Origin of the sequence: Streptomyces sp. NPDC046805 (assembly GCF_040645355.1) — a bacterium.
Taxonomy (GTDB): Bacteria; Actinomycetota; Actinomycetes; order Streptomycetales; family Streptomycetaceae; genus Streptomyces.
Window position 1 is genome coordinate 30,213 of the sequence record NZ_JBEYYC010000026.1, and the last position, 21,433, is coordinate 51,645.

The 21,433-nt window shown below is 70.2% G+C and carries 16 protein-coding genes, 1 tRNA gene and 2 pseudogenes; 8 read left to right on the top strand and 11 right to left on the bottom strand.

The window, feature by feature from the left end:
• The first annotated feature begins 39 nt into the window (after positions 1–39).
• Positions 40–882, top strand: a complete 843-nt coding sequence (locus ABZ910_RS25645) for a LysR family transcriptional regulator (RefSeq protein ID WP_361369216.1) — start codon at positions 40–42, stop codon at positions 880–882.
• An 87-nt stretch (positions 883–969) separates the two neighbouring features.
• Positions 970–1,522 (top strand): annotated as a pseudogene (locus tag ABZ910_RS25650) (transposase family protein).
• A gap of 345 nt (positions 1,523–1,867) precedes the next feature.
• On the opposite strand, the gene selD reads toward ABZ910_RS25650, so the two are convergent.
• The gene (gene selD, locus ABZ910_RS25655) at positions 1,868–2,914 is read right to left on the bottom strand and encodes a selenide, water dikinase SelD (protein ID WP_361369218.1); all 1,047 of its coding nucleotides are present in this window, start codon (positions 2,912–2,914) and stop codon (positions 1,868–1,870) included.
• Between the two features lie 115 nt (positions 2,915–3,029).
• On the opposite strand from selD, the gene ABZ910_RS25660 reads away from it, so the two are divergent.
• Positions 3,030–3,125: transfer RNA gene (locus ABZ910_RS25660), tRNA-Sec, on the top strand.
• Positions 3,126–3,139: 14 nt separating this feature from the next.
• Here ABZ910_RS25660 and selB read toward each other — a convergent pair.
• From selB to ABZ910_RS25700, 8 genes are all read right to left on the bottom strand, one after another.
• Complete coding sequence (gene selB / locus ABZ910_RS25665) at positions 3,140–4,921, bottom strand: selenocysteine-specific translation elongation factor (RefSeq protein WP_361369219.1); 1,782 nt, start codon at positions 4,919–4,921, stop codon at positions 3,140–3,142.
• Between the two features lie 2 nt (positions 4,922–4,923).
• Positions 4,924–6,273 (bottom strand): L-seryl-tRNA(Sec) selenium transferase, encoded by a 1,350-nt coding sequence (selA, locus tag ABZ910_RS25670; protein ID WP_361369361.1) that lies wholly within the window; start codon positions 6,271–6,273, stop codon positions 4,924–4,926.
• A gap of 127 nt (positions 6,274–6,400) precedes the next feature.
• Positions 6,401–7,522 carry an NrfD/PsrC family molybdoenzyme membrane anchor subunit gene (nrfD, locus tag ABZ910_RS25675; RefSeq protein ID WP_361369221.1) on the bottom strand — a complete coding sequence of 374 codons (1,122 nt, stop codon included), beginning with the start codon at positions 7,520–7,522 and terminating at the stop codon, positions 6,401–6,403.
• Positions 7,519–8,553 carry a 4Fe-4S dicluster domain-containing protein gene (locus ABZ910_RS25680; protein ID WP_361369222.1) on the bottom strand — a complete coding sequence of 345 codons (1,035 nt, stop codon included), beginning with the start codon at positions 8,551–8,553 and terminating at the stop codon, positions 7,519–7,521. Before ABZ910_RS25680 ends, nrfD begins: the two co-directional genes overlap by 4 nt.
• On the bottom strand, positions 8,550–11,813 hold the full coding sequence (gene fdh / locus ABZ910_RS25685) for a formate dehydrogenase (RefSeq protein WP_361369224.1): 3,264 nt from the start codon (positions 11,811–11,813) through the stop codon (positions 8,550–8,552). The genes ABZ910_RS25680 and fdh overlap by 4 nt, the downstream gene beginning before the upstream one ends.
• A 68-nt stretch (positions 11,814–11,881) precedes the next feature.
• Entirely contained in the window at positions 11,882–13,084 is a 1,203-nt protein-coding gene (locus ABZ910_RS25690; protein ID WP_361369226.1) for a cysteine desulfurase family protein, read from the bottom strand.
• A gap of 305 nt (positions 13,085–13,389) precedes the next feature.
• Positions 13,390–14,562, bottom strand: coding sequence for a hypothetical protein (locus ABZ910_RS25695; protein ID WP_361369228.1), 1,173 nt, complete (start codon positions 14,560–14,562; stop codon positions 13,390–13,392).
• On the bottom strand, positions 14,550–15,227 hold the full coding sequence (locus ABZ910_RS25700; RefSeq protein WP_361369230.1) for a DsbA family oxidoreductase: 678 nt from the start codon (positions 15,225–15,227) through the stop codon (positions 14,550–14,552). The genes ABZ910_RS25695 and ABZ910_RS25700 overlap by 13 nt, the downstream gene beginning before the upstream one ends.
• 84 nt (positions 15,228–15,311) lie before the next feature.
• On the opposite strand from ABZ910_RS25700, the gene ABZ910_RS25705 reads away from it, so the two are divergent.
• The 3 genes and pseudogenes from ABZ910_RS25705 to ABZ910_RS25715 form a co-directional block, all read left to right on the top strand.
• Positions 15,312–15,872: a TetR/AcrR family transcriptional regulator gene (locus tag ABZ910_RS25705; protein ID WP_361369232.1), complete on the top strand. Its 561-nt coding sequence runs from the start codon at positions 15,312–15,314 to the stop codon at positions 15,870–15,872.
• A gap of 394 nt (positions 15,873–16,266) precedes the next feature.
• Positions 16,267–17,253: an NAD-dependent epimerase/dehydratase family protein gene (locus ABZ910_RS25710; protein WP_361369233.1), complete on the top strand. Its 987-nt coding sequence runs from the start codon at positions 16,267–16,269 to the stop codon at positions 17,251–17,253.
• A gap of 28 nt (positions 17,254–17,281) precedes the next feature.
• Positions 17,282–17,376, top strand: a pseudogene (locus ABZ910_RS25715) (transposase); the annotation flags it as partial.
• Between the two features lie 47 nt (positions 17,377–17,423).
• Here ABZ910_RS25715 and ABZ910_RS25720 read toward each other — a convergent pair.
• Positions 17,424–17,654, bottom strand: coding sequence for a non-oxidative hydroxyarylic acid decarboxylases subunit D (locus tag ABZ910_RS25720; protein ID WP_361369235.1), 231 nt, complete (start codon positions 17,652–17,654; stop codon positions 17,424–17,426).
• 193 nt (positions 17,655–17,847) lie between these two features.
• Between ABZ910_RS25720 and ABZ910_RS25725 the strand changes: the two genes are divergently transcribed.
• Together ABZ910_RS25725 and ABZ910_RS25730 are read left to right on the top strand one after the other, a co-directional pair.
• Positions 17,848–18,423, top strand: coding sequence for an IS607 family transposase (locus ABZ910_RS25725; RefSeq protein WP_361369237.1), 576 nt, complete (start codon positions 17,848–17,850; stop codon positions 18,421–18,423).
• A complete protein-coding gene (locus ABZ910_RS25730; protein WP_361369239.1) occupies positions 18,416–20,050 on the top strand; it encodes an IS200/IS605 family accessory protein TnpB-related protein in 1,635 nt (544 codons plus the stop codon). Before ABZ910_RS25725 ends, ABZ910_RS25730 begins: the two co-directional genes overlap by 8 nt.
• On the opposite strand, the gene ABZ910_RS25735 is transcribed toward ABZ910_RS25730, so the two are convergent.
• Positions 20,040–21,407: a non-oxidative hydroxyarylic acid decarboxylases subunit C gene (locus ABZ910_RS25735; RefSeq protein WP_361369240.1), complete on the bottom strand. Its 1,368-nt coding sequence runs from the start codon at positions 21,405–21,407 to the stop codon at positions 20,040–20,042. The two genes, ABZ910_RS25730 and ABZ910_RS25735, sit on opposite strands and share 11 nt — an antisense overlap.
• Positions 21,408–21,433: the final 26 nt, after the last annotated feature.

The window sequence follows — 21,433 nt, forward strand, 5'->3', positions numbered from 1 at the left end:
GAAGTGGCCATATGATTGGAGTCGATATAATGGATTTTTATGGCCAGGGATCTGGAGATCGCACTGCTGCGGTCGTTCGTTACCGCTGTGCGGGCGGGCAGCATCAGCCGCGCCGCAAGCGCGTTGGGGCAGAGCCAGCCCGCGCTCAGCCAGCAGTTGCGCAAGCTTGAGAACACCATCGGTAGCCCCCTGCTCCTCCGGTCCACGACCGGCGTCTCGCCGACCCGCGCGGGTGACGAACTCCTGCCATACGCGGAGCGCATCCTCTCGCTCTCCACGCAGGCACTCGCCGAAGCCGGCCGCGCACTGACCGGCCACTGCGGCGTCGGGTTGCTCGAAGACCTCGCCGCGTCCCAGCTTCCGCAGGCCCTCGCCGACCTCGCCCGGCTGCATCCAGGCGCGACGCTTGAGGTGCTCAGCCTCTCCGGCGACGCGAGGCGCGAGGCGTACGACGCGGGACGCGTCCAACTCGTGCTCGACGAGGCGGCGGACGTTCCCGGCCGGCCGCGCTGGACGGTGCGCCGACCGCTGGTCTGGGCGGTCGGTCAGGGTGTGGACTTGGCTGCCGATCCGCTACCCGTGGTGCTGTTCTCGGGCCCGTGCACATGGCGTGCGTCGGTGCTGGAAGGGCTGGAAGGTGCCGACCGCCGCTGGCGGGTGGCGTTCGAGAGCAACAGTCTCGTCGGTGTGCTCGCCGCGGTGCGGGCCGGGCTCGGCGTTACGGCGGTGCTGCCCGGGAATCTCGAACCGGCCATGGCGTGCCACGACGCGGACGCCCTGCCCAGCCTGCCGGACATCGAACTCGGCCTGGCCAGGCACCCGCGGACCGAAGGCGATCCGCTGGTCGATGCCGTGGAGACCGCGCTACGACGCATGGTCTGAGCGGCGCCGCCCTCTGCCCGTCGACTGCCGCTCGAATCTGACCGAACCACTCGGTGTCCCACCGCTCCCCGTCGGCGTTGTCCGGTCATGGGGGGGGTGATGTCAGCAGGTGATCCGAAGTGGATCGAGTCGTTCGTCGGGTTGAGCCCGGTGCAGTTCGACCGTCTCGTCGCGTTGGTGCGGCGGCGGGGTGATGGCATCCAGCGAGGCCGGCCGTGGCGATTGCCGCTGGAGGACCGGGTGTTGCTGGTGGCCACGTACTGGCGCACGAATTTGACGTTGCGGCAGGTGGCGCTACCGTTCGGGATCTCGAAGTCGGCCGCGGACCGGATCCTGAACCATTTCGCAGCCGCAACGACTGCCGGCCTTCACCGAGTCCGGTGTCGACTCGGCCTGCCATGGTGTTCCCACCCTCGCTGATGGCGGCCACCAGGGCACCGGACTGCTCGTCCCGCACCGCACAAGACGAGGCCAACAGCGTCTGAGCCCGCAGCAGGAGGCCGAAAACGCTGTCCACCGTCGGGCCCGGGCACGTGTCGAGCATGTCCTGTCGCGCCTCAAGAACTGGAAGGTTCTGCGGGACTGCCGACTCAAGGGCAACGGCGTTCACCGTGTCCCTGCTCGTCTGATTGGCCGATAGACACTCGGCTGCCGTGCTGTGGCCTTTCACGAGGGAGCAGCGCTCGGTGAAATCCGCCGACGTTACGTGGTGGGATGAGGCCCGCGAACTGCTTTGTTTTGATGACTAGTTCGGGGCGTGATGGTCACCGTGACCGACGGGGTCCAGGGGTGGGCTGCGGGCTTCTCCTCATCCCTCGCGGAGGTGTGCTCCCGGCTGGAGTAGTACCCGGTCGAGCAGGCCCTGCGGATCGGTGAGAACGCCGACGACTCTCAGGTCACCGTCGCGGACATCGACGCCGTCGGCGTGCGAGACACCTTCTTCCGGGTGCGTCTTGACCGCGGCCGAGATGAGGACAGTGGCTTGTCAGCGGACGAGCAGCCGGTGTGGCCCCGCCGCCACCAGCTCCCCGATGACGGGAGCGCCTGGTACCTCGCCGGCGACGAGGAGGCCACCGGAGGTCTGGGCGTCGGCAAGGAGGAGCCGGGTCAGTTCGTCGGTGTCGCCGAAGTCCGTGTACGGGGTGACCCATTCGAGGTTGCGGCGGGTTCCGCCGCTGATGTGTCCGGTGCGGGCGGCCTCCCAGGCGCCGTCGAGGAACGGGACTGCGGCAGAGTCGATCACAGCGGTCACGTCCGAGGCACGCGCCAGCTTGTACAGGTGCCCCAGCAGGCCGAAGCCGGTGACGTCGGTGGCGCAGACCGCGCCCGCCGCCAGCGCGGCCCGCGACGCGTCGCGGTTGAGCGCGACCATCGTCTCCACCGCCTGCGGGAAGATCTCGCCTGTCGTCTTGTGGCGGTTGTTGAGCACTCCCAGGCCCAGGGGTTTGGTCAGCGACAGCGGCATCCCCGGCCGTCCCGCGTCGTTGCGCAGCAGACGTTCCGGATCGGCGGTGCCGGTCACCGCCATGCCGTACTTGGGTTCCGGGTCGTCCACGCTGTGGCCGCCCGCCACCATGCAGCCCGCCGCTGCGGCAACGTCCATGCCGCCCCGCAGCACCTCCCTCGCCAGATCGAACGGCAGAACGTCGCGGGGCCAGCACAGGAGGTTGACGGCCACGAGCGGGGTCCCGCCCATGGCGTAGACGTCGGAGAACGCGTTGGCGGCGGCGATACGGCCCCAGTCGTGGGGGTCGTCGACCACAGGGGTGAAGAAGTCCGCGGTGGCGACGGCGGCGGGGGTGCCCGGGCCGCCCGGCATCCGGACGACCGCTGCATCGTCGCCATGGTCGAGACCGACCAGCAGGTCCCCGACGGCGGTGCCGGCTGCCCCCGAGGGCGTCAGTCCGGCCACGATGTCCTCGAGTTCGCCCGGGGGAATCTTGCAGGCGCAGCCGCCGCCGTGTGCGTATTGCGTGAGTCGCACGGTCTTCTGCCCGTTCGCCTGCCGGATGCCGGCCCGCGTGTCCGTCATGAGTGGATCAGTCCTTGTCTGTAGGGGGATGCGCCGTGTGGCGCGTTGACTCGCACGGGGAGACGACGGTTCCATGGCCGCATGTCCGGGGCATGGCCCCCGTGACGGCATGCGGGGAGACGTAAGGGTGCCTGGTGGCCCTCCCGGTCTTCAAAACCGAGGTGTCCGAGTAACTCGGGTAGGCGGGTTCGATTCCCGTCCGTCTCCGCCAAACTCCACGACGCGTCATTTCGCGTCCACGTCAGCGGTGCCGCAGCGGCGAAGCGCATCGTCCACGCGGACGGTGTGGCCGTGCTGGTCCAGGTACTCCAGAAGAGGAATGGCGACCCGGCGCGTGGTGCCCAGCGCCCGGCGTGCCTGACTCACGGTGAACGGCTGCTCCAGCCGCGCCAGTACGGCCGCGGCCTGCCCGTCCGCACCTGGCAGCAGCACGATTCCCTGACCGATCCGCAAGAGCGCCCCCGCGGCCTCGGCAGCCGCCAACAACTTGGGCGTGAGGCCGAGTTCGTGCAGCCGCTCGGCCTCCGGAGCGCGGAACGGCTCACGGGCGAGGTCCGCGCGTACGGCCTCGACGGCGGCCTCGGCCTGGGGCGAAAGCGTGGGACGGCCGCGACTGCCGTAGACGCGGCCGTCGCTCTGCCGTAGTCGGGGCGACTGTGCCAACAGCGCGTCGACGAGGCCGCGTTCCGGTAGCCCCAGCGCCTGGCGGGCCACCTCCCGCGGCATGCCGGGCTCGAGGGGGTTGAGTTCGGCGTGCTCCTCGACCACCTCACCGAGGCGCTCGCGCAGCGCCGCCCAGTGGGCCGGATCGACCAGCCAATCCCCGGCGACCGGTTCGATCGGCGGGCGTACGCCCATGGCGAGCAGCTCGGAGCGGCGGATCAGACCGCGTCGGCGTAGTTCCTCGGCCCCGTCCGCGTGCCCCGGCGTCGCCCGCAGTTCCCGGTCCCGGGCCGCTGCCGCGCCGCGCCGGGTCAGCCGCGGCGGGCGGACGTCGAGCACGGTGATCCCCGCCGGAACGCGGTGCCGTCCGGGGTCGCGCAGCAGCGCGCCGTCACCGACGCGCAGGGGGAGTGGTGCGGCCAGTCGCAGGCGTGCGGTGTCCTCGCCGAGGGGGCGTACCGTCACCGGCACCGCCGCGGAGCCCGCGTGGAGCGTGAGTTCGCGCGGCAGGTCACGGGCCTGGTCGCCCCGAAGACGTACGTCCACGGTGGCGGCGGTCAGCCACCGGCCCGGGGTGAGCAACGCGTCCCCGCGACGCAGGGTGCCGGCGCCCGGTCCGGTCACGTTGACCGCCACCCGGGCGACCGCATCGGCCTCCTGCCGCGACTCCTTGAGGCATTCCAGCCCGCGAACCCGCAACAACTGGCCGGTACATGAGAGTTGGAGCCGGTCGCCGACGTGCAGCGTGCCCGCGCCGAGGGTGCCGGTGACGACCGTGCCGTGGCCTCGCACCGTGAAAGCGCGGTCCACCCACAGGCGTACGTCCGCGTCACGGTCCGGGGCGGGGAGTGCGCCGGTCAGCCGGACCAGCTCGCTGCGCAGCGCGTCGAGGCCGGCGCCGGTCACCGCGCTGACGGCCACGCTCGGCAGCTTGCCGAGGGAGGACTCGGCGATCCGGTCGAGCGCCCGCATACGCGTCGCGTCCGGGTCGGCGAGGTCGATGCGGGTGACGGCGAGGACTCCGTGCCGTACACCGAGCGCGTCCAGGACGCACAGGTGCTCCTCGGACTGAGGCTGCCAGCCCTGGTCGGCGGCGACGACGAAGAGGACGGCGGGGACCGGGCCGACGCCGGCCAGCATGTTGCCCACGAGGCGTTCGTGTCCCGGCACGTCGACGAAAGCGAGGTCACCCGCCCCGGGCAGCCGCGTCCACACGAAGCCCAGGTCCAGCGTCATGCCCCGGCGTCGTTCCTCCGCCCAGCGATCGGGCTCCATTCCTGTCAGGGCGCGCAGCAGCGCGGACTTGCCGTGGTCGACGTGCCCTGCGGTGGCGATGACGTGCATGGTCAGCTCCCCGTCTCCCGCCGGAGTGCGGCTCGGTGTACCGCCTCCGCCAGTCGCGGGTCGTCGTCCTCCGCTACCGCCCGCAGGTCGAGCAGGCAGCGTCCGTCCTCCACACGGGCCATCACCGCGGGGCTCGCGCCGCGCAGCAGAGCCGCGTACTCCGCGGGCAGGGACAAGGCGGCGCTCGGCAGCGTCACCCCCGGCGCGCCGCCACCGCCCACCACCGAGTCCGTGTCGACCGCGCGGCTGTCGAACCCGTCCGCCCGCAGCTTCTCCGCGAGCCGCTCGGCACGCTGCCGCAGCTCCGCCGGATCGGTGCGCAGTGCGGTCAGGGTCGGAGCGGCGGGGCCGCGTACCGTCGCTTCCAGGGCCGCGAGGGTCAGCTTGTCCACGCGCAGCGCGCGGGCCAGCGGATGCCGGGCCAGCCGCCGCACCAACTCGGCCCCGCCGAGCAGCAGCCCGCACTGCGGTCCGCCGAGCAGCTTGTCGCCGCTGGCGGTGACGAGGGAGGCCCCGGCGCGCAGCCAGCTCGTCGCGTCGGGCTCCCCGGGCAGCGCCGGTTCCGGGCTGAGCAGTCCCGAACCGATGTCCGCCACCACGGGCACGCCGAGCGGGGCCAGTTCGGCCACGGAGGCCTCGCTGGTGAAGCCGGTGACGCGGAAGTTGGAGGGGTGGACCTTCAGGATGAAGCCGGTGTCCGGGCCGATGGCCGCCGCGTAGTCGGCGGGGGTGGTGCGGTTGGTGGTGCCGACCTCCCGCAGCCGGGCGCCGGTGGAGATCAGCAGGTCGGGCAGGCGGAATCCGTCCCCGATCTCCACCATCTCGCCGCGGCTGACGATGATCTCCCGCCCCTGGGCGAGCGCGGTCGCGGCCAGCACGAGCGCCGCCGCACCGTTGTTGACCACATGGGCGGCCTCGGCCGCCGGCACGGCACGCAGCAGGGCGTCGAGCGCGGACCGGCCGCGCCGGGAACGGGCTCCGGTGGTGAGGTCGAGCTCCACGTCCGTGGTCCCAGAGGCGGCCAGCACGGCCTCGCGGGCCGCGTCCGACAGCGCGGCCCGGCCCAGGTTGGTGTGGAGCAGCACACCGGTGGCGTTGATGACCGGACGCAGCGCGGACGCAGTGGCCGGCAGCGAGGCGACGGCACGGTCGGCGATCTCACCGACGGGCACATCGCCCGCGCGTGCCCGCGCCTGCACCCCGGCGATCACGTCCTTGACCAGGTCCCGGCCCAGCCGGTGCGTCGCCGCGGCCAGCCGGGGATCGGCCAGGAGCACGTCGGTACGGGGCAGCCGCCGCCGCTCCTCGCCGGGCGAGACGGCGTCAGCGGCGGGGGCGTGGTCGCGGTCCATCTCGGGCACCCTCGTTCTGGCCTGGCCGACTGAAACCCCCGCCCAGGCTACGGTGGCCGCCGTCACCGGCATCCGCGCCACACCGGAGGCGCCCCGCAGGGTCAGCCGGGCGTGCGCGGGCACGAGATCACTGCCCGGTCTGCCCCTGCCCCTGCTGCTGTTCCCGCTCCCGCTCCTCCTGCTCCCTGCGACGGGCATCGAGGCGTTCACGCTGTGGCTTCACCACGTAGATCGGGTCCTTGGTGGACTCCACGCCGGCCTCGAAGGTTCCGAAGCGCTGGAAGCCGCTGCCCGCGAGGAGCGCCAGGCCGCCGAGCGCGGCGACGACGCGGCTGCGCCGGGCGAAGGTGAGCGCGGTGACCGCGCCGCCGATGGTGAGGTACTCCGAGATCTTGCGCAGCCTGTGCGGCTCACCGTGCGTGTACGTCGAGGTCTCGAACGTCGGCTTGTGGTCGATGCGATGGGCCGCCGCGATCTCGATCGCGGCGCCGAGGACGGCGAGGCGGCGGGCCGGACCCGCCTCCGACACCGGCGAGCAGACCATCGCCAGGCCCGCGCCGCTGGCGGCAGCGGAGCCCGTGAAGACGAACGGCAGTTCCCGGTAGGCCTCGTGCCAGGCGGGCACCGCGGTGTCGGCGAGGAGGACGGCCGTGTAGGAGGCGAGCGCGGGGGCGACCACGGCCGCGGAGATGCCGCTCACCCGGGCCACCCACTTCAGGGTGGTGCCGAGGGAGCCCCGGGTACGCCAGGACTTCGGCAGGAGTTCGACCATTCCGGCCAGGGAGCTGCCCGGGCCGAAGGACATCAGGATCCAGGTGCCCATCGACATCGGGGAGGTCGGCTTGGCCACCCGCATCATGTGGTGGAAGCGCAGGGGTCGGCCGAGGTCGCCGATGAGGAGGTAGCTGCTGGCGAGCAGCGCCCCGAAACTGCCGATGCGACAGGACCGGCACATGCCGGGCCGGTCCGTCAGGTCGGCGCCCACCGAGAGCATGACGGCGGCCGCCGAGAGTCCGCCGGTCAGGAGATAGGCCGGGACCATCCATTCCCAGACCGGCGGCTTGAGCACCGGGCGTCCGTAGTACGACTTGAACTCCGCGCGGGGGACCATCAACTCCTCGCCCCCGCCGCCCTTGTGGCCCTTCTTCCTGTGCTTGCCGCCGCTGCCGTCGGCGGAGAACGTGGCCATGGGGTCGGCGGCTCCCGCGTCGCTCCGCGGCTCGTGGTGCGTTCCGTCGCCCTCGGTCATCGACGGCCTCCCTTGATGAAGACGGCGGCGGATGCGGCCACCATGATCCCGGCGGCCACGGCCGCGTGCTTCCACATGGACACCACGTCCCGGGTGGTGACGATCGGGTCCGGCGGCAGCCCATAGACCTCCGGCTCGTCGAGGAGCAGGAAGAAGGCGCCGTCGCCGCCGACCCCGTCATCGGGGTCGCGGCCGTACAGCCGGGCCTCGGGAACACCCGCTTCGTGGAGTTGCTCAAGGCGGCGGTCCGCGCGCTCGCGCAGTTCATCGAGCACGCCGAACTGGATGGAGTCGGTCGGGCAGGCCTTGGCGCAGGCCGGCTCCAGACCGCCCTTGAGCCGGTCGTAGCACAGCGTGCACTTCCAGGCCCGGCCGTCGTCGGGGCGCCGGTCGATGACGCCGTAGGGACAGGCGGAGACGCAGTAGCCGCAGCCGTTGCAGATGTCGGGCTGGACCACGACGGTGCCGAACTCGGTGCGGAAGAGCGCGCCGGTGGGGCAGACGTCGAGGCAGCCGGCGTGGGTGCAGTGCTTGCACACGTCGGAGGACATCAGCCAGCGGAAGTTCGTGCGAGTCTCCTCGCCGCTTCCGGCGCCGGGCAGGTCGAAGCTGGGGAAGCCCAGGTCCACCGGCTCGGTGCCCAGTTCACCGCCGGCCCGGTGGCCCTGGCGGATCGCCCCGGCGACGACCTCGGCCGTCGTCTCGGTGCCGGACGGCCCGGTGGGCAGGCCCACCAGACCGGCGTCCTGGCTGCCCAGTTGCCGGTCCTGCTCGATGAAGGCGACGTGCCGCCAACTGCTGGCACCGAGTGAGCCGGTGTTGTCGTAGGACATGCCCAGCAGTTCGAAGCCGTCCGACGGAACGCCGTTCCACTCCTTGCAGGCCACCTCGCACGCCTTGCAGCCGATGCAGATGGAGGTGTCGGTGAAGAAGCCCATCCTCGGCGGGTGGTCCTCGGGGTAGCCGGCGTCCCCGGCCGGGTCCTCCAGCGGGCCGAAGAGGCTGTTCTCGTTCTTTTCCTTCTCGGTCATGAGGAGCCCTCCGACCCGTCGTCTACCGTCAACTCGTGGGTGCCCGTGTCCAGGGTGATCCCGGCCCGGCGCCGGTAGTCCGCGACGTACTCCAGGAGTTCGGGACCCTGGGGGCGTCGGCCGGGCTGGATGTCGCAGGTGATGACCTTGCTCTCCTGGATCAGCACGTTGGAGTCGAGCACCACGCCGATCAGGTCATTGACCACGTCGCCCTTGGTGATCCCGAGGTTGCCCCAGTGGTAGGGCATCCAGAGCTGGTGCACCTTACGGCCCTCGAAGTTCAGGGGCGCCAGCCGGTCGGTGACGACCACCTTGGCCTCCACCGCGGTGCGGCTCGTGATCACGTGCGCCCAGCCCATGTGGTGCAGGCCCCGCTCGGCGGCGAGTTCCGGGGACACCTCCACGGTCAGGCCGGGCTGCAGCTCCGAGAGGTAGGGCAGCGTGCGGCTCATCGCGCCGGCCGTGTGGTGCTCGGTGTACCGAGAGGCGGTGAACACGTACGGGAACACCTCGCTGTGTGCCTGGGGCGGCGAGGGGTTGTAGGGGTTGTAGGTCTTCTTGTAGATCGTCCGGGTCGGGTTGGACTGCTGGCCGTAGAGGTGATTGCGGACGATCGACTCTTCCGGCTCGTAGTGGGTGGGCAGGGGCCCGTCCACCATGCCGGTCGGCGTGAACAGCGCGGCTTTCCCGTCGCCCATCATGATGAACGCGTCGTCGCCGGTCAGCGCCTCCGGACCGGCCGAGCCCGGCGGCGGCTCGTAGCGCGGCGGCTTGTGCCGCTGGAAGTCGGGCTTGTCGCCGCCGACCCACTCCTTGAGTTCCTCGTCCCACCAGACGAGGGCTTTGCGCTCGCTCCACGGGCGTCCGTCGGGGTCGGCGGAGGCCCGGTTGTAGAGAATCCTCCGGTTCAGCGGCCACACGAACCCCCACTCGCCGTCCGAGATCGGGTGCTCGAAGCGCGAATTGCGGCGCCGGGCGTAGTTGTACTCGTCCGCGTAGACGCCGCTGTAGATCCAGCAGCCGCACGCGGTGGTCCCGTCGGCCTTGAGGTGCTCGTAGGTGCTCACCGTGCGGCCGGTGCGCAGATCGATGCCGTTGATGTGGCGCAGGACGTCCGCGGCGGACGGCTCGTCGCCCTCCTCCATCTCGTAGTCCCAGGCCATGTCGAGCACGGGACGGTCGCGTTCGTCCTCCGAGTCCTCCAGCTTCGCCCGGAGGATTCGGCCGAGGTGGTAGAAGAACCACAGGTCGGAGCGGCGGTCGCCGATGGGTTCGACGGCCTGGTCACGCCACTGAATCATGCGCTGTGTCTGGGTGAAGGTCCCGGACTTCTCCACGTGCGAGGCGGCGGGGAAGAAGAACACCTCGGTGGGACAGGTCTCGGTGGAGATCTCGCCCGTCTCGATCTCCGGCGCGTCCTTCCAGACGGTCGCGCTCTCGACCATCGCGAGGTCACGGACGACCAGCCATTCCAGCTTGGACATGGCGAGCCGCTGCAGCCTTCCGTGCGCGGAGCCGACCGCGGGGTTCTGCCCCATCAGGAAGTAGCCGTAGACATTGCCTGCGAGCATGTCCATGGCCGTGTGGTAGGTGCCGTGGTCGCCGTTGATGCGTGGCATGTAGCCGTAGCAGAAGTCGTTCTCCGGCGTGGCCGCGTCGCCCCAGTACTCCTTGAGCAAGGAGATCATGTAGGTGTCGGCGTTGTCCCAGTAGCCCCTGCGCATGACGTGGCGTACGTCGTCCAGGAACTTGCCCAGGGTCTCATGGGTGACGTTGGGCATCGGGAGGTAGCCGGGCAGCAGGTTGTACAGGGTCGGGATGTCCGTGGACCCCTGGATGCTGGCGTGGCCGCGCAGGGCGAGGATGCCGCTGCCGGGGCGCCCGAGGTTGCCGAGCAGCAACTGGACGATGGCACCGGCCCGGATGTACTGCGCGCCGACGGTGTGCTGCGTCCAGCCCACGCTGTAGACGAGTGCGGTGGTGCGCTCCCGGCCCGAGTTCTCGGTCCAGGCGCGGCACACGTCGAGGAACTGCTGCTGGGTGATGCCGCAGACCCGCTCGACCATCTCCGGCGTGTACCGGGAATAGTGCCGCTTGAGCACCTGGAGCACACAGCGCGGGTGCTGCATGGTGGGGTCGGTCGCGATCAGTCCGGGCGGTCCCGGCGGCGACTCGTGACCGCCCGCCGCCTGCGCGGGGGTCGCGGAGACGAGCGTGCTGCCCTGCCGTCCGTCACCCCCCTCGGCGACCTCGTACGCCCAGCTGGTGCTGTCGTACGAGCCGGTCTCCGGGTCGTAGCCGCTGAACAGGCCGTCCAGGTCCTCGGTGTCCTGGAAATCCTCGTTCACCAGGAACGTGGCGTTGGTGTACGCCTGCACGTACTCCTTGAAGTGCAGGTCGTTGGAGAGGATGTAGTTGACCACTCCGCCGAGGAAGGCGATGTCGGTGCCCACCCTGATCCGCACGTGCTGGCCGGCATGGGCGCTGGTGCGGGTGAAGCGGGGGTCGATGTGGATGACCTTCGTGCCGCGCACCTTGGCCTCGGTGACCCACTGGAACGCGACGGGATGGGCTTCGGCCATGTTCGAGCCCATGATGATGATGCAGTCAGAGTTGGTGAGGTCCTCCGGGTAGTTGGTAGCGCCGCCACGTCCGAGCGAGGTTCCCAGACCGGGAACGGTGGCGGAGTGTCAAATACGCGCCTGGTTCTCGATCTGCAACGCGCCGAGGGCGGTGAACAACTTCTTGATGAGGTAGTTCTCCTCGTTGTCCAGCGCCGCGCCGCCCAGACCCGCGAAGCCCATGGTGCGGCGGAGTACCCTGCCCTGCTCGTCGGTGTCCTGCCAGCCCCGGCGGCGGGCGTCCAGCACCCGGTCGGCCACCATGTCCATGGCCGTGTCCAGGTCCAGGGGCTGCCACTCGGTGGCGAACGGAGCCCGGTAGAGCACCTTGTCCTCACGCTGCGGCCCGGTGACGAGCTGCTTGCTGCAGGACCCCTTCGGGCACAGGCGGCCGCGGTTGACCGGGCTGTTCGGGTTGCCCTCGATCTGGATGACCTTCTCGTCCTTGACGAAGACGTTCTGCGAACAGCCCACCGCGCAGTACGGGCACACCGAGTGCACCACTCGGTCGGCCTCCTCCGTGCGGGGCTGCAGAGTTCTCGACCTCTTCGACTGGACCGCCAAGCCGCGGCCCAGCCAGTCGGCACCGGTGATCTGCCGGTACACGGGCCAGAGATCCAGCCACCGTTTCACGCCCATCTGCCCGCTCCTTCGCGCAATGGACCCCCAGCCTGTTCGACGCTACCGGCTCGGAGATCAATCGCAAGTCAGCGCGCCGCGGACCAGGACGGGCAGGGCCTGTCCGGGGCGGGTGCGTGCACGGCGTCGACCAGCATCTCAGCGGCCTGGTCGACGTCTGCCGCGGTCGTCCAGCGGCCGAGCGACAGCCGTACGGCGGCCATCGCCCGGGCATCGTCCAGCCCCATCGCGCGCAGCACGGGCGAGGGCGCTCCGGCCCCGTTGTGGCACGCCGAGCCGGCGGAGGCCGCGAGGCGAGGCGTGGCGGCCAGCAGCTCGTGCCCCGTGGTGCCGTCGATGCTGATATTGAGGGTGCCGGGCAGACGGCGGTCGCACCCGTTCAGGTGCACCTGCCCAGGAAGCGCCTGGGCAAGTCCTCGGTGCAATCGGTCACGCAGCGCTCTGATGCGCCGTCCGCCGTCCTCCGCCATTTCCGCGGCGGCGAGTTCGGCGGCGGTGCCCAGCGCCACGGCGAAGGCGACGCTCTCGGTGCCGGCACGAAGGCCGCCCTCCTGGCCGCCGCCGTACAGCAGAGGCTCAAGGCGGACGCCGTCGCGTACATAGAGGGCGGCGACGCCCTTCGGGGCGTACATCTTGTGGCCCGCCAAGGTCAGCAGGTCCGCGCCGAGCGCACGCACGTCCACCGGGATCTTGCCGACCGCCTGGGCCGCGTCGCAGTGGAAGAGAGCGCCGTGGTCGTGAGCGAGGCGGGCCAGATCGGCGACCGGCTGCAGCGTCCCTGTCTCGTTGTTGGCAGCCATGACGGAGACCACGGCCGTCCGGTCGTCCAATGTCGCGCCCAAGTCGGCGGGATCGACCAGGCCCCTTTCGTCGACCGGCAGATACGTCACGTCCACGCCGTGCAGCCGGTGCAGCGCGCGACACGTCTCCAGCACGGCCGGGTGCTCGGTGACCTGCGTGATCACCCGCCGCCTTCGGTCGCCTGCGGCGAGGACGACCCCGCGCAGCGCAAGGTTGTTCGCCTCCGAACCGGAGCAGGTGAAGACGATCTCCTCCGCGTCCGCCCCGACGAGCGCGGCGACCTGCCGACGCGCCCGAGCCATCGCCGCCCGCGGTGCCACGGCGTAGGCGTGTCCACTGGACGGATTGCCGAAGCCGCTCGTCAGGAAGGGCATCATCGCCTCAACCACCCGTGGGTCGACCGGGGTGGTGGCGTTGTGGTCCAGGTACACCGGACCACCGTCCTGGCCCGGGCGCACCGGCACGTTCATAGGGTCCCTGCACTTCATCGGCTGATGGGATTGGGGTGGGGGTCGGGGTGGGGGTGGGGGCCCGCCTACGGCGCGCATGCCTGCCGCACGCGACCCCAGTCCACATTGTGGATGATTTGAGATGTATTGGGCGTTTATTTTGGCTTTTGGAATGCGCGTTTCCACTCCTGCTCCCCGGATGAGAGCGAACTGCTGGAGGGCTGGCCGCTCTCCTCGGCCAGCCCAGCCAGCGGGAGCCGGGCCCTCCGAAGCCGCGCCTGTCAGGGACGTGGGCCGACTCTGCACGGCCACGCGCAGGTCCGCTGTCAACTGGCTCGGCCGGCGACGGGTGTGGCGTCGAGGCCGTTGAGTCCCATGCGATGTCCCAGTCCGACGCCGTGCCGGTAGAGGGCTGTTCCCTCCGCGAGCCGGTCCCTCTCCCACGCCTCCAAGGCGGCGTCCACTGACGGGATCTGCTGCAGGGCGGTGAAGAGGGCGATGGCGTCAGCGGCCGCCTTCTCCGCGCTGGCCGCGGTGTGCGGCCGCACCACGAACGCGGCGTCCCCGGTCAGCAGCATCCGGTCCCGGCGCATCCGGGAGACCCGCCCGTCGAGGATCGCCTGCGCGAACGGCTCGCGGGTGTGCTTGACCAACTCGCGTACGGACTGCGGCAGCAACCTCCGCGCGCGGTCCAGGAGTTCGGTGTGTACCTGCGGTGCAATCAGTCCCGGGGGCAGAGACAGCCCGTGGGCTGTGCCGTAGCGGTCGGTGGTGATGCGGTCGAGCCCGGCCGCGTCGGCCCGCACGTACCACACCCAGTTCATCCGGCGCTTTCCGGGCTCGATCGTGCCGAAGTCGCCCGGGATGAAATAGCACAGGAACTGTGTGCGGTCCCCGTCGTAGAAGCTGAATCGGTCGCGGAAGACCGCGCTCAGTTCCTCGGGGAGTTCGGCCTCGTCGATCACCCCGCGATAGGCGACGTATCCGGCGTACCGCGGAGCGCTGCCGGGTGAGACCAGGCCCCGGTGGCGGGAGGCGGAGCCGTCCGCGATGATCGCCAGGTCGACGGGGTGGACGGCCCCGCCGACATGGACGCCGACGCCGTCGGACCGAGGCGTGAGGGCGTCGACCGGCTGCCCGTGGCGGTACCGAACACTGTCGAACCGATCCCGCAGGGGCTTGTAGATGGCGCCCCAGGAGATCATCTGCTGCCGCATGAGTGTGTGGTGACTGCGCCCGTCCCGGGCGAAGAACTGCCGGTGGGTGACCGGGACGCTGACCTGGTCCGTGTCGACGCCGCAGAACATGTTCAGGAACCACGCGACGCTCGGCTGGAGCACGATTCCCGCGCCGCGGTCGTCGGGGCGGCCCGAGGACCGCTCCCAGACGGTGACGTCCAGGCCGAGTTCGGCGAGGGCGACCGCCTGGAACAGACCGCCCAGGGAACCGCCGACGATCCCCACCGACTTGATGTCCGAAAGGCTGGTCACAGCGAGCACGCCCCGTCCTCGCAGGTGGCTCCGGCGGGGGGCTCGGTGGCGTGCCGTTCGAGGATCTCCACGAGAGCCTCTGTGGGGACTGCGCCGTTGATCGCCTTGTCGCCGACGACGAGCAGCGGCACCCCGCGAAGACCCAGGTATTCGGCAAGCTGCTCGTCCTCTGCTACGGCCGCGTCGAGCGCAGGGGCCGCCAGATGCTCGGCCACGTTGTCGCCGAGCCCCATCTCCTTGCCGATCCGGGCCAGCACGGCCACATCGCCCACGTCCTGGCCCTCGGAGAAGTACGCCACGAGCAGGCGGTCGGCCATCTCCCAACCCTGCTGAGCCTCCCGTTCGGCCAGCGCGACCAGACGGTGCCCGGCCCGGGTGTTCGGCGTCCGAGCGATCGCCTCGTAGTCGAAGACGACACCCTCATCCCGGCCGGCCAGTACTGTGCCGGCGTCGAGCTGCCGCGAGCGCTCCCAGCTGCCGAACTTCCCGCTCCGGTAGGCACGGCGGTCCATTCCTGCTGCCGGCATCGCCGGGTTGAGCTCAAAGGCGTGGTGGCGGATGCGGAACTCCTGACCGGTGCGCTCCTGCACGATGCCGACGGCCTTCTCCAGCCGACGCCCGCCGATGTAGCACCAGGGGCAGATCAGATCGCTGAACACGTCGAGGATGACCATGGAAACTCCAATCGAACCGACTAGTCTGTTCGATGACAACAGCGGCGTGGGCGTCCCCATTCCCGACCCGTATCGGAGGAACTGTTGACCACCCCTGAGGCAACCCGAGCGAAGATCGTCGAGGCCGCGACGGACCTGTTCACCCGCTGCGGCGTGCGCGCCGTGGGCATCAACGAGATCTGGCGCGCTGCCAAGGTGGCCAAATCAACGCTCTACCAGCACTTCCGCTCCAAGGACGAACTGGTTGCGGCCGTCCTGCGCAGGCGTAACGACGAGTGGTGCGCACGTCTGCGCGACCGTGCCGCGGCCGCGCACACCCCGAAGGACCGTCTCCTTGCGATCTTCGACCTTCTCGGTGAGGAGTTCGCCGACCCCTCCTACCGCGGCAGCGATCTGATGAACGTCGCTGCCGAATACCCCGATCCCGACCACCCGGTGCGCGTCGCCATCCGCGATCACAAGCGGGAAATCCTCAGCTACCTGTCCGGACTCGCCACCGCCGGGCAGGAGAGCGACCCCGAGAAGGTCGCCGCTATCGTCCTTGCGCTCGCGGACGGAGCAGTCTGCGCGCGAGTCAGCCTTGGTGATGCCGCCGCCGCAGGCCTCGCCAGGGAGGCGGCATCACGCCTGCTGGCACATGGATGACCTTGCGTGGCGTTGATACCGGAGTGGTCAGGCGTCGACGTACTGGATGTCGAACGGTCTGTTGGTGATGAAGAGGGGGGTGCCCGCTGCTCCTGCCGGCTACCGCTCCGCCCGCCCTGCGGCTGACCACCCTGGTGCTGGCCGCACACCTCTGTGAGGGCCGCAGCGCCCACCGATGAACCGCGGGCGCACCATCGAGAAGCGCTGCCGGCGAGGAGGCGTTGTTTGATCGTGCGCTGTTCGGTGGCTCTGAGTGCCCGTCCGGGAGCCCCTGTCGTGGTGTCGGTGGAGTGTTGGCGCATGAGGAAGGCGATTCGGGCAGATGCGGGCTCTGCCCACGGCAGAATCTCTTGGCGTGATCGGGCCATGCTGATTGAGTTCCGTCATGGAGCGCATGGAGGTTTTGGTTCTCGGCGGTACCGCATGGCTGGGGCGTGAAGTGTCCCGGCAGGCCCTCGACCGCGGCCACCGCGTGACGTGCCTGGCTCGTGGCGACAGCGGGCCCGTGGCGGAAGGTGCGCGCCTGGTGGCCGCGGATCGGCGCACCCCCACCGCGTACGCGTCGCTGCCCGGCAGGGAATGGGACGCTGTGCTTGAGGTGTCCTGGCAACCCGGCTTCGTACGGACGGCAGTTGGGGCCCTGGGCGCGCGGGCACGTCACTGGATCTACGTCTCCTCGGTCAGCGCGTACGCCTCCCACGGCGAGCCCGGCGCGGACGAGTCCGCCGCCCTGCTGCCCGGCACAGACCACGAAGAGGTCGACCGTGATCGGTACGGCGAGGCCAAGTCCGCCTGCGAAACGCTCACCCGGACGGCCCTGGCCGACCGCCTCCTCATCGCACGCGCCGGACTCATCGGCGGCCCCGGCGACCACAGCGACCGCTCCGGCTACTGGGTTGCCCGCGCCGCCAGTGCTCCCCGGGCGCCGCTGCTCGTCCCCGACACCCCGCACATCCCGACGCAGGCCATCGACGTACGCGACCTGGCGACCTGGCTCCTCGACGCTGCGGAACACCGAACCACAGGCACCTACAACGTGGTTGGCCCGACTGTGCCTTTCGCCGATTGGATCGATCTGTCCCGCAGCGTCGGCGGACACACCGGACCGGTCGTCACGGTGGCGTCCCAGCAACTCCTCGCGCACGGAGTGGCCCAGTACATGGGTCCCGGCTCACTGCCCATGTGGATGGTCGAACCGGGATGGGAGGGCTGGGCGGCGCGCGACGGATCTGCCGCCATGACCGCAGGCCTACGCCACCGCTCCCGCACCGACCTCCTTACCGACACACTGCGTTGGGAACGCGAGCAGGGACTGCACCGGTCACGCCGCGCGGGAATCGCCTTGGACAGAGAGCGCGAACTTCTGGCGTCCTTTGGATAAGAACCCGTCCTTGAGCTGTCGGTGACCTCGCGCAATCCTCGACGCGATCTTGTACGTGGACCGCACCGGAGTGCAGTGGCGCTGCCTTCCGCACGACACTTCCCGCCCTGGGAGACCTCGTGGTCGGCTACCAGGAGTTGGGCGAAGTCGAGGGCGCGAGCACCAGTTGCTCAGTTCGCGACGCACAGGGGCGGCACGGTGGGGACCTCGCCGGCTCGCTCGATGTCCTCGGCCGTGACCCGGAACTCCAGCGGGTAAAGGTCGCGGGTAGTGCGGTTGGCGGGCTCACTGGTGCGCCACATGTACAGGCAGCGCGCGCACTGCAGCACGTCCCAGACGCCGGGGACGGGTGAGGTGGTGATGGTTTCGACGGCGTCGTGGGCGCAGCGGGGGCAGATCATGGTCGGGTCCTGTCGCTTGTCGGTCTTCGCTGTGGCGGGCGGAAGTCGGGGTCAGCGGTGGGCGAGGAGGGTCCGCAGCCGGGTGGCCCATTCCCTGGCCTCGGGCACGTCCTTGACGGGGGTCTTCACCTGCTGGCCCTCGGGATCGAGTACGTGAGCGTAACCATGTATGAGTGAGTGTCGTTGTCAGCGCGTGAATCTGACGGAATGGGCGAGGACGCAGGGCGTGCATCCCCAGACCGCGTATCGCTGGTTCCGTGAGGGGACGTTGCCGGTACCGGCGCAGCGGGTCGGCCCGCGCACAATCCTGGTGAACATCGAGACCAGCACCGCTCCGGGAGCGGTTGGCGGCCTGGGCCTGTATGCTCGCGTCTCCTCGCACGACCAGAAGGGCGATCTGGAACGGCAGTTGGCCCGGTTGTCTGCGTGGGCTGCCAAGGTGGGAGGCACAGTGGTCCGGGTCGAGGCCGAGATCGCGTCCGGCATGAACGGGGCCCGTTCGAAGGTGCGTCGGGTGCTGGCCGACCCGAGGGTGACGGCGGTGGTGGTCGAGCACAAGGGCAGGCTTGGGCGGATGAACGTCGAACTCGTCGAAGCCGCGTTGTTCGCCTCGGGCCGCCGCCTCGTCGTGCTCGACGACGGTGAGGTCGAGGACGACCTGGTGCGGGACATGGTGGAGGTTCTGACGTCGTTCTGCGCCCGCCTGTACGGCCGCCGGTCGGCGAAGAACCGGGCCCGCAAGGCGCTTCAGGCCGCCGAGCATGGCTGACTCCCCACTGCGTCCGATCGCGGCGCCGTTCGTCGCGCTCGGGCCGTCCGGTGTGGCCATCCGTACTCGCATCAAGCAGCTCACGCCCAAAGACGAGGAGGTACTCACGCTGGTGGGCGCGCACCTCGGTTCGCTCGCGTCGAAGGATCTCCAAGCGCGCTGCCGTGACAGGCTGGATCATGACAGTGATGCGTGGGCGGCGCGGAAGCGGGCGCTGACGCCTCAGTCATCGGCCAGGTGGGCAGGTGCGATCACGAAGGCGTCGCATGATCAGTGGGCATTGGCCCGCAGGTGTCAGCTCGCGTACATCAGGTCTCTCGAAGCCGGTGTCAGTACAGTCCAGTACCGACTGTCGCTACCGGTCGGGGAGAAGGGATCCAAGCGGACGCCGGGCGGATACCGCAGCAATCAGGAGTGGCATGCGAAGACGCGCCGCCTCCACGTCCTTGAGGATCGTCTGGAGCGGGCGCGGGCCGACCGTGAGGCCGGTGTCGTGCACGTGGTCCGCGGTGGGAAGCCACTGGCCCGCAACCGGCACAACCTCGCCGACGCAGGGCTGACCGAGACCGAGTGGCGCAGGCGCTGGGAAGCAGAGCGCGCGTTCCTTCAGGCGGACGGCGAGTCGGGCAAGCGGCACGGCAACGAGACCATCCGCGTCACACCCGAGGGCCAGATCAGCATCAAACTGCCCGCCCCGATCGCCGAGATGGCGAACGCCAAGCACGGCCGGTACGTCCTCACTGCGCAGGTGCGGTTCCCCCATCGGTCAGGCGAGTGGGCCGACCGCGTGGAGGCGGACCGGGCCGTCGCGTACCGCGTCCACTACGACGTGCCGCGTGGGCGCTGGTACCTGACCGCCTCATGGCAGATCCCGCCCGCCAAGACCATTCCACTCGGCGCCGCGCTCGTCGAGGGCGTGGCCGGTGTGGACACAAACGCCGACCACCTGGCCGTCTGGCGCCTCGATGTCCACGGCAACCCGGTCGGCGAGCCGAAAACATTCGGCTATGACCTGTCCGGGACCGCACAGCACAGGGACGCACAGGTACGGCACGCCCTGATCCGGCTACTGCACTGGGCCGCCCGGCACCGCCTCGCGGTCGCGGTCGAAGACCTCGACTTCGCCGCCGAGAAAGCCCGCGAGAAACACGGCAGGCGAAAGCGCTTCCGCAACCTGATCTCCGGCATGCCCGTGGCCAGGCTGCGGGCCCGACTGGTGTCCATGGCCGCCGAACTCGGCGTCACCGTCGTCGTCGTCGACCCCGCCTACACCTCCAAGTGGGGCGCCCAGCACTGGCGCAACCCCCTCACCAGCAAGACCAGGCAGACCACTCGCCACCACGCGGCAGCGGTGGCGATCGGAAGGCGCGCCCTGGGACACCCGATCCGGCGACGGACGACACCGCCCCCGCACGACCAGAGCGATCGTGCGGGGCATCGGACCGTCCAGGCCGCACCGGTGGCCCCAGGGCGTGAGGGAACCCGCCCCCGTATCCCCGGACCACGGACACGATCCGTGCGCGCTGGACACGGAGCGAAAGCGGATGACCAGTGTGCCCAGCACCGTTCGGGGCACGCGGCTGAGCATAGGTCCTGGCAACAGGACTCACTCCCGCTCAGTCTTTAGGAACGGTCGCAAAGTTGCCTCGGACGTCCGGTGCGACCGGGGTGGTGGCGTCGATGATCATCTTGCTGATCATCCCGGACTCGCTGGCCGGGGCCAGCGGCACGACCGACAGATGGGGAATGATGACCACGTCCTCGCGGGGGTCGACCTTGGCGGACTGAGCCCACATCACCTGCGGCAGGTTGAAGGGGTCCACGTCCTCGTCGACGAGGATCACCTGGCTGACGAAGCCGAGTCCGTGCGGGGTGGTCATCGCGCGCATGCCGACCGCCTTGGCGAAGCCGCCGTAACGCTTCTTTAGCGAGATGATGACCAACAGGCCATGGGTGTACATGGCGTTGACCGCCTGGACCTCGGGGAACTCCGCGCGCAGCTGGTTGAGCAGCGGGACGCAGGTGTTGGGGCCGAGGAGGTAGTCGATCTCCGTCCACGGCTTGCCGAGGTAGAGCGATTCGAAGATCGGGTCGGTGCGGTACGAGATGCGGTCGATGCGGACGACCGGCATGCGACGGCCGCCCGAGTAGTGGCCGGTGAACTCCCCGAAGGGGCCCTCGTACTGGCGCACGCGCGACTCGATGACGCCCTCGATGACGACCTCGGATCCCCAGGGCACGTCGAGACCGGTGACCGGTGCGGTGGCGATCGGCGCGGGGGCGCCGCGCAGGGCGCCGGCCAGCTCGTACTCGGACTGGTCGTAGGCCATCGGCGTGCCGGCCACGATGCTGATGACCGGGTCGTTGCCGAGGGTGATCGCGATGGGCAGATCCTCGCCGCGCTCCTCCGCCGCGCGCAGGTGCAGGGCGAGGTCGTGGACCGGGACGGGCTGGATGGCGAGGCGGCTCCGTCCGACGACCTCCATGCGGTAGACGCCGACGTTCTGCTTGTCGAAGTTGTCCGGGTCCTCCGGGTCGCGGGAGATCACCGCGGCCTTGTCCAGGTAGAAGCCGCCGTCTCCCTCGTTGAGGCGGAAGAGCGGAAGCACCTTGAAGAGGTCGACGTCGTCCCCCTCCAGGGTGTTCTCCCGCCAGGGCGCGTCCTCGCGGCGTTCCGGGGCGATCGGGAAGGCGTCCCAGCGGCGGGCGAACTCCTCGACCTGGTCCTTGACCGGGGTCTCCTTGGGCAGCCCCATCGCGAGGGCGTGGTCGCGCCAGGAGCCGTGCACGTTCAGGGCGATGCGAGCGTCGGTGAAGCCCTTGACGTTGTCGAAGTACAGGGCGGGCGCGTCGTCACCGAGCCGGCAGGCGGCGTTGGCCGCGGCGGCCAGGTCGGGCTCGGGCAGCACTTCGTCGGTGACGCGCAGCAGTTGTCCCTCCTTCTCCAGGACGGCGAGGAAGGACCGCAGGTCGTCGTAAGGCATGTGGATCTCCAAGACGGGGGGCGTGG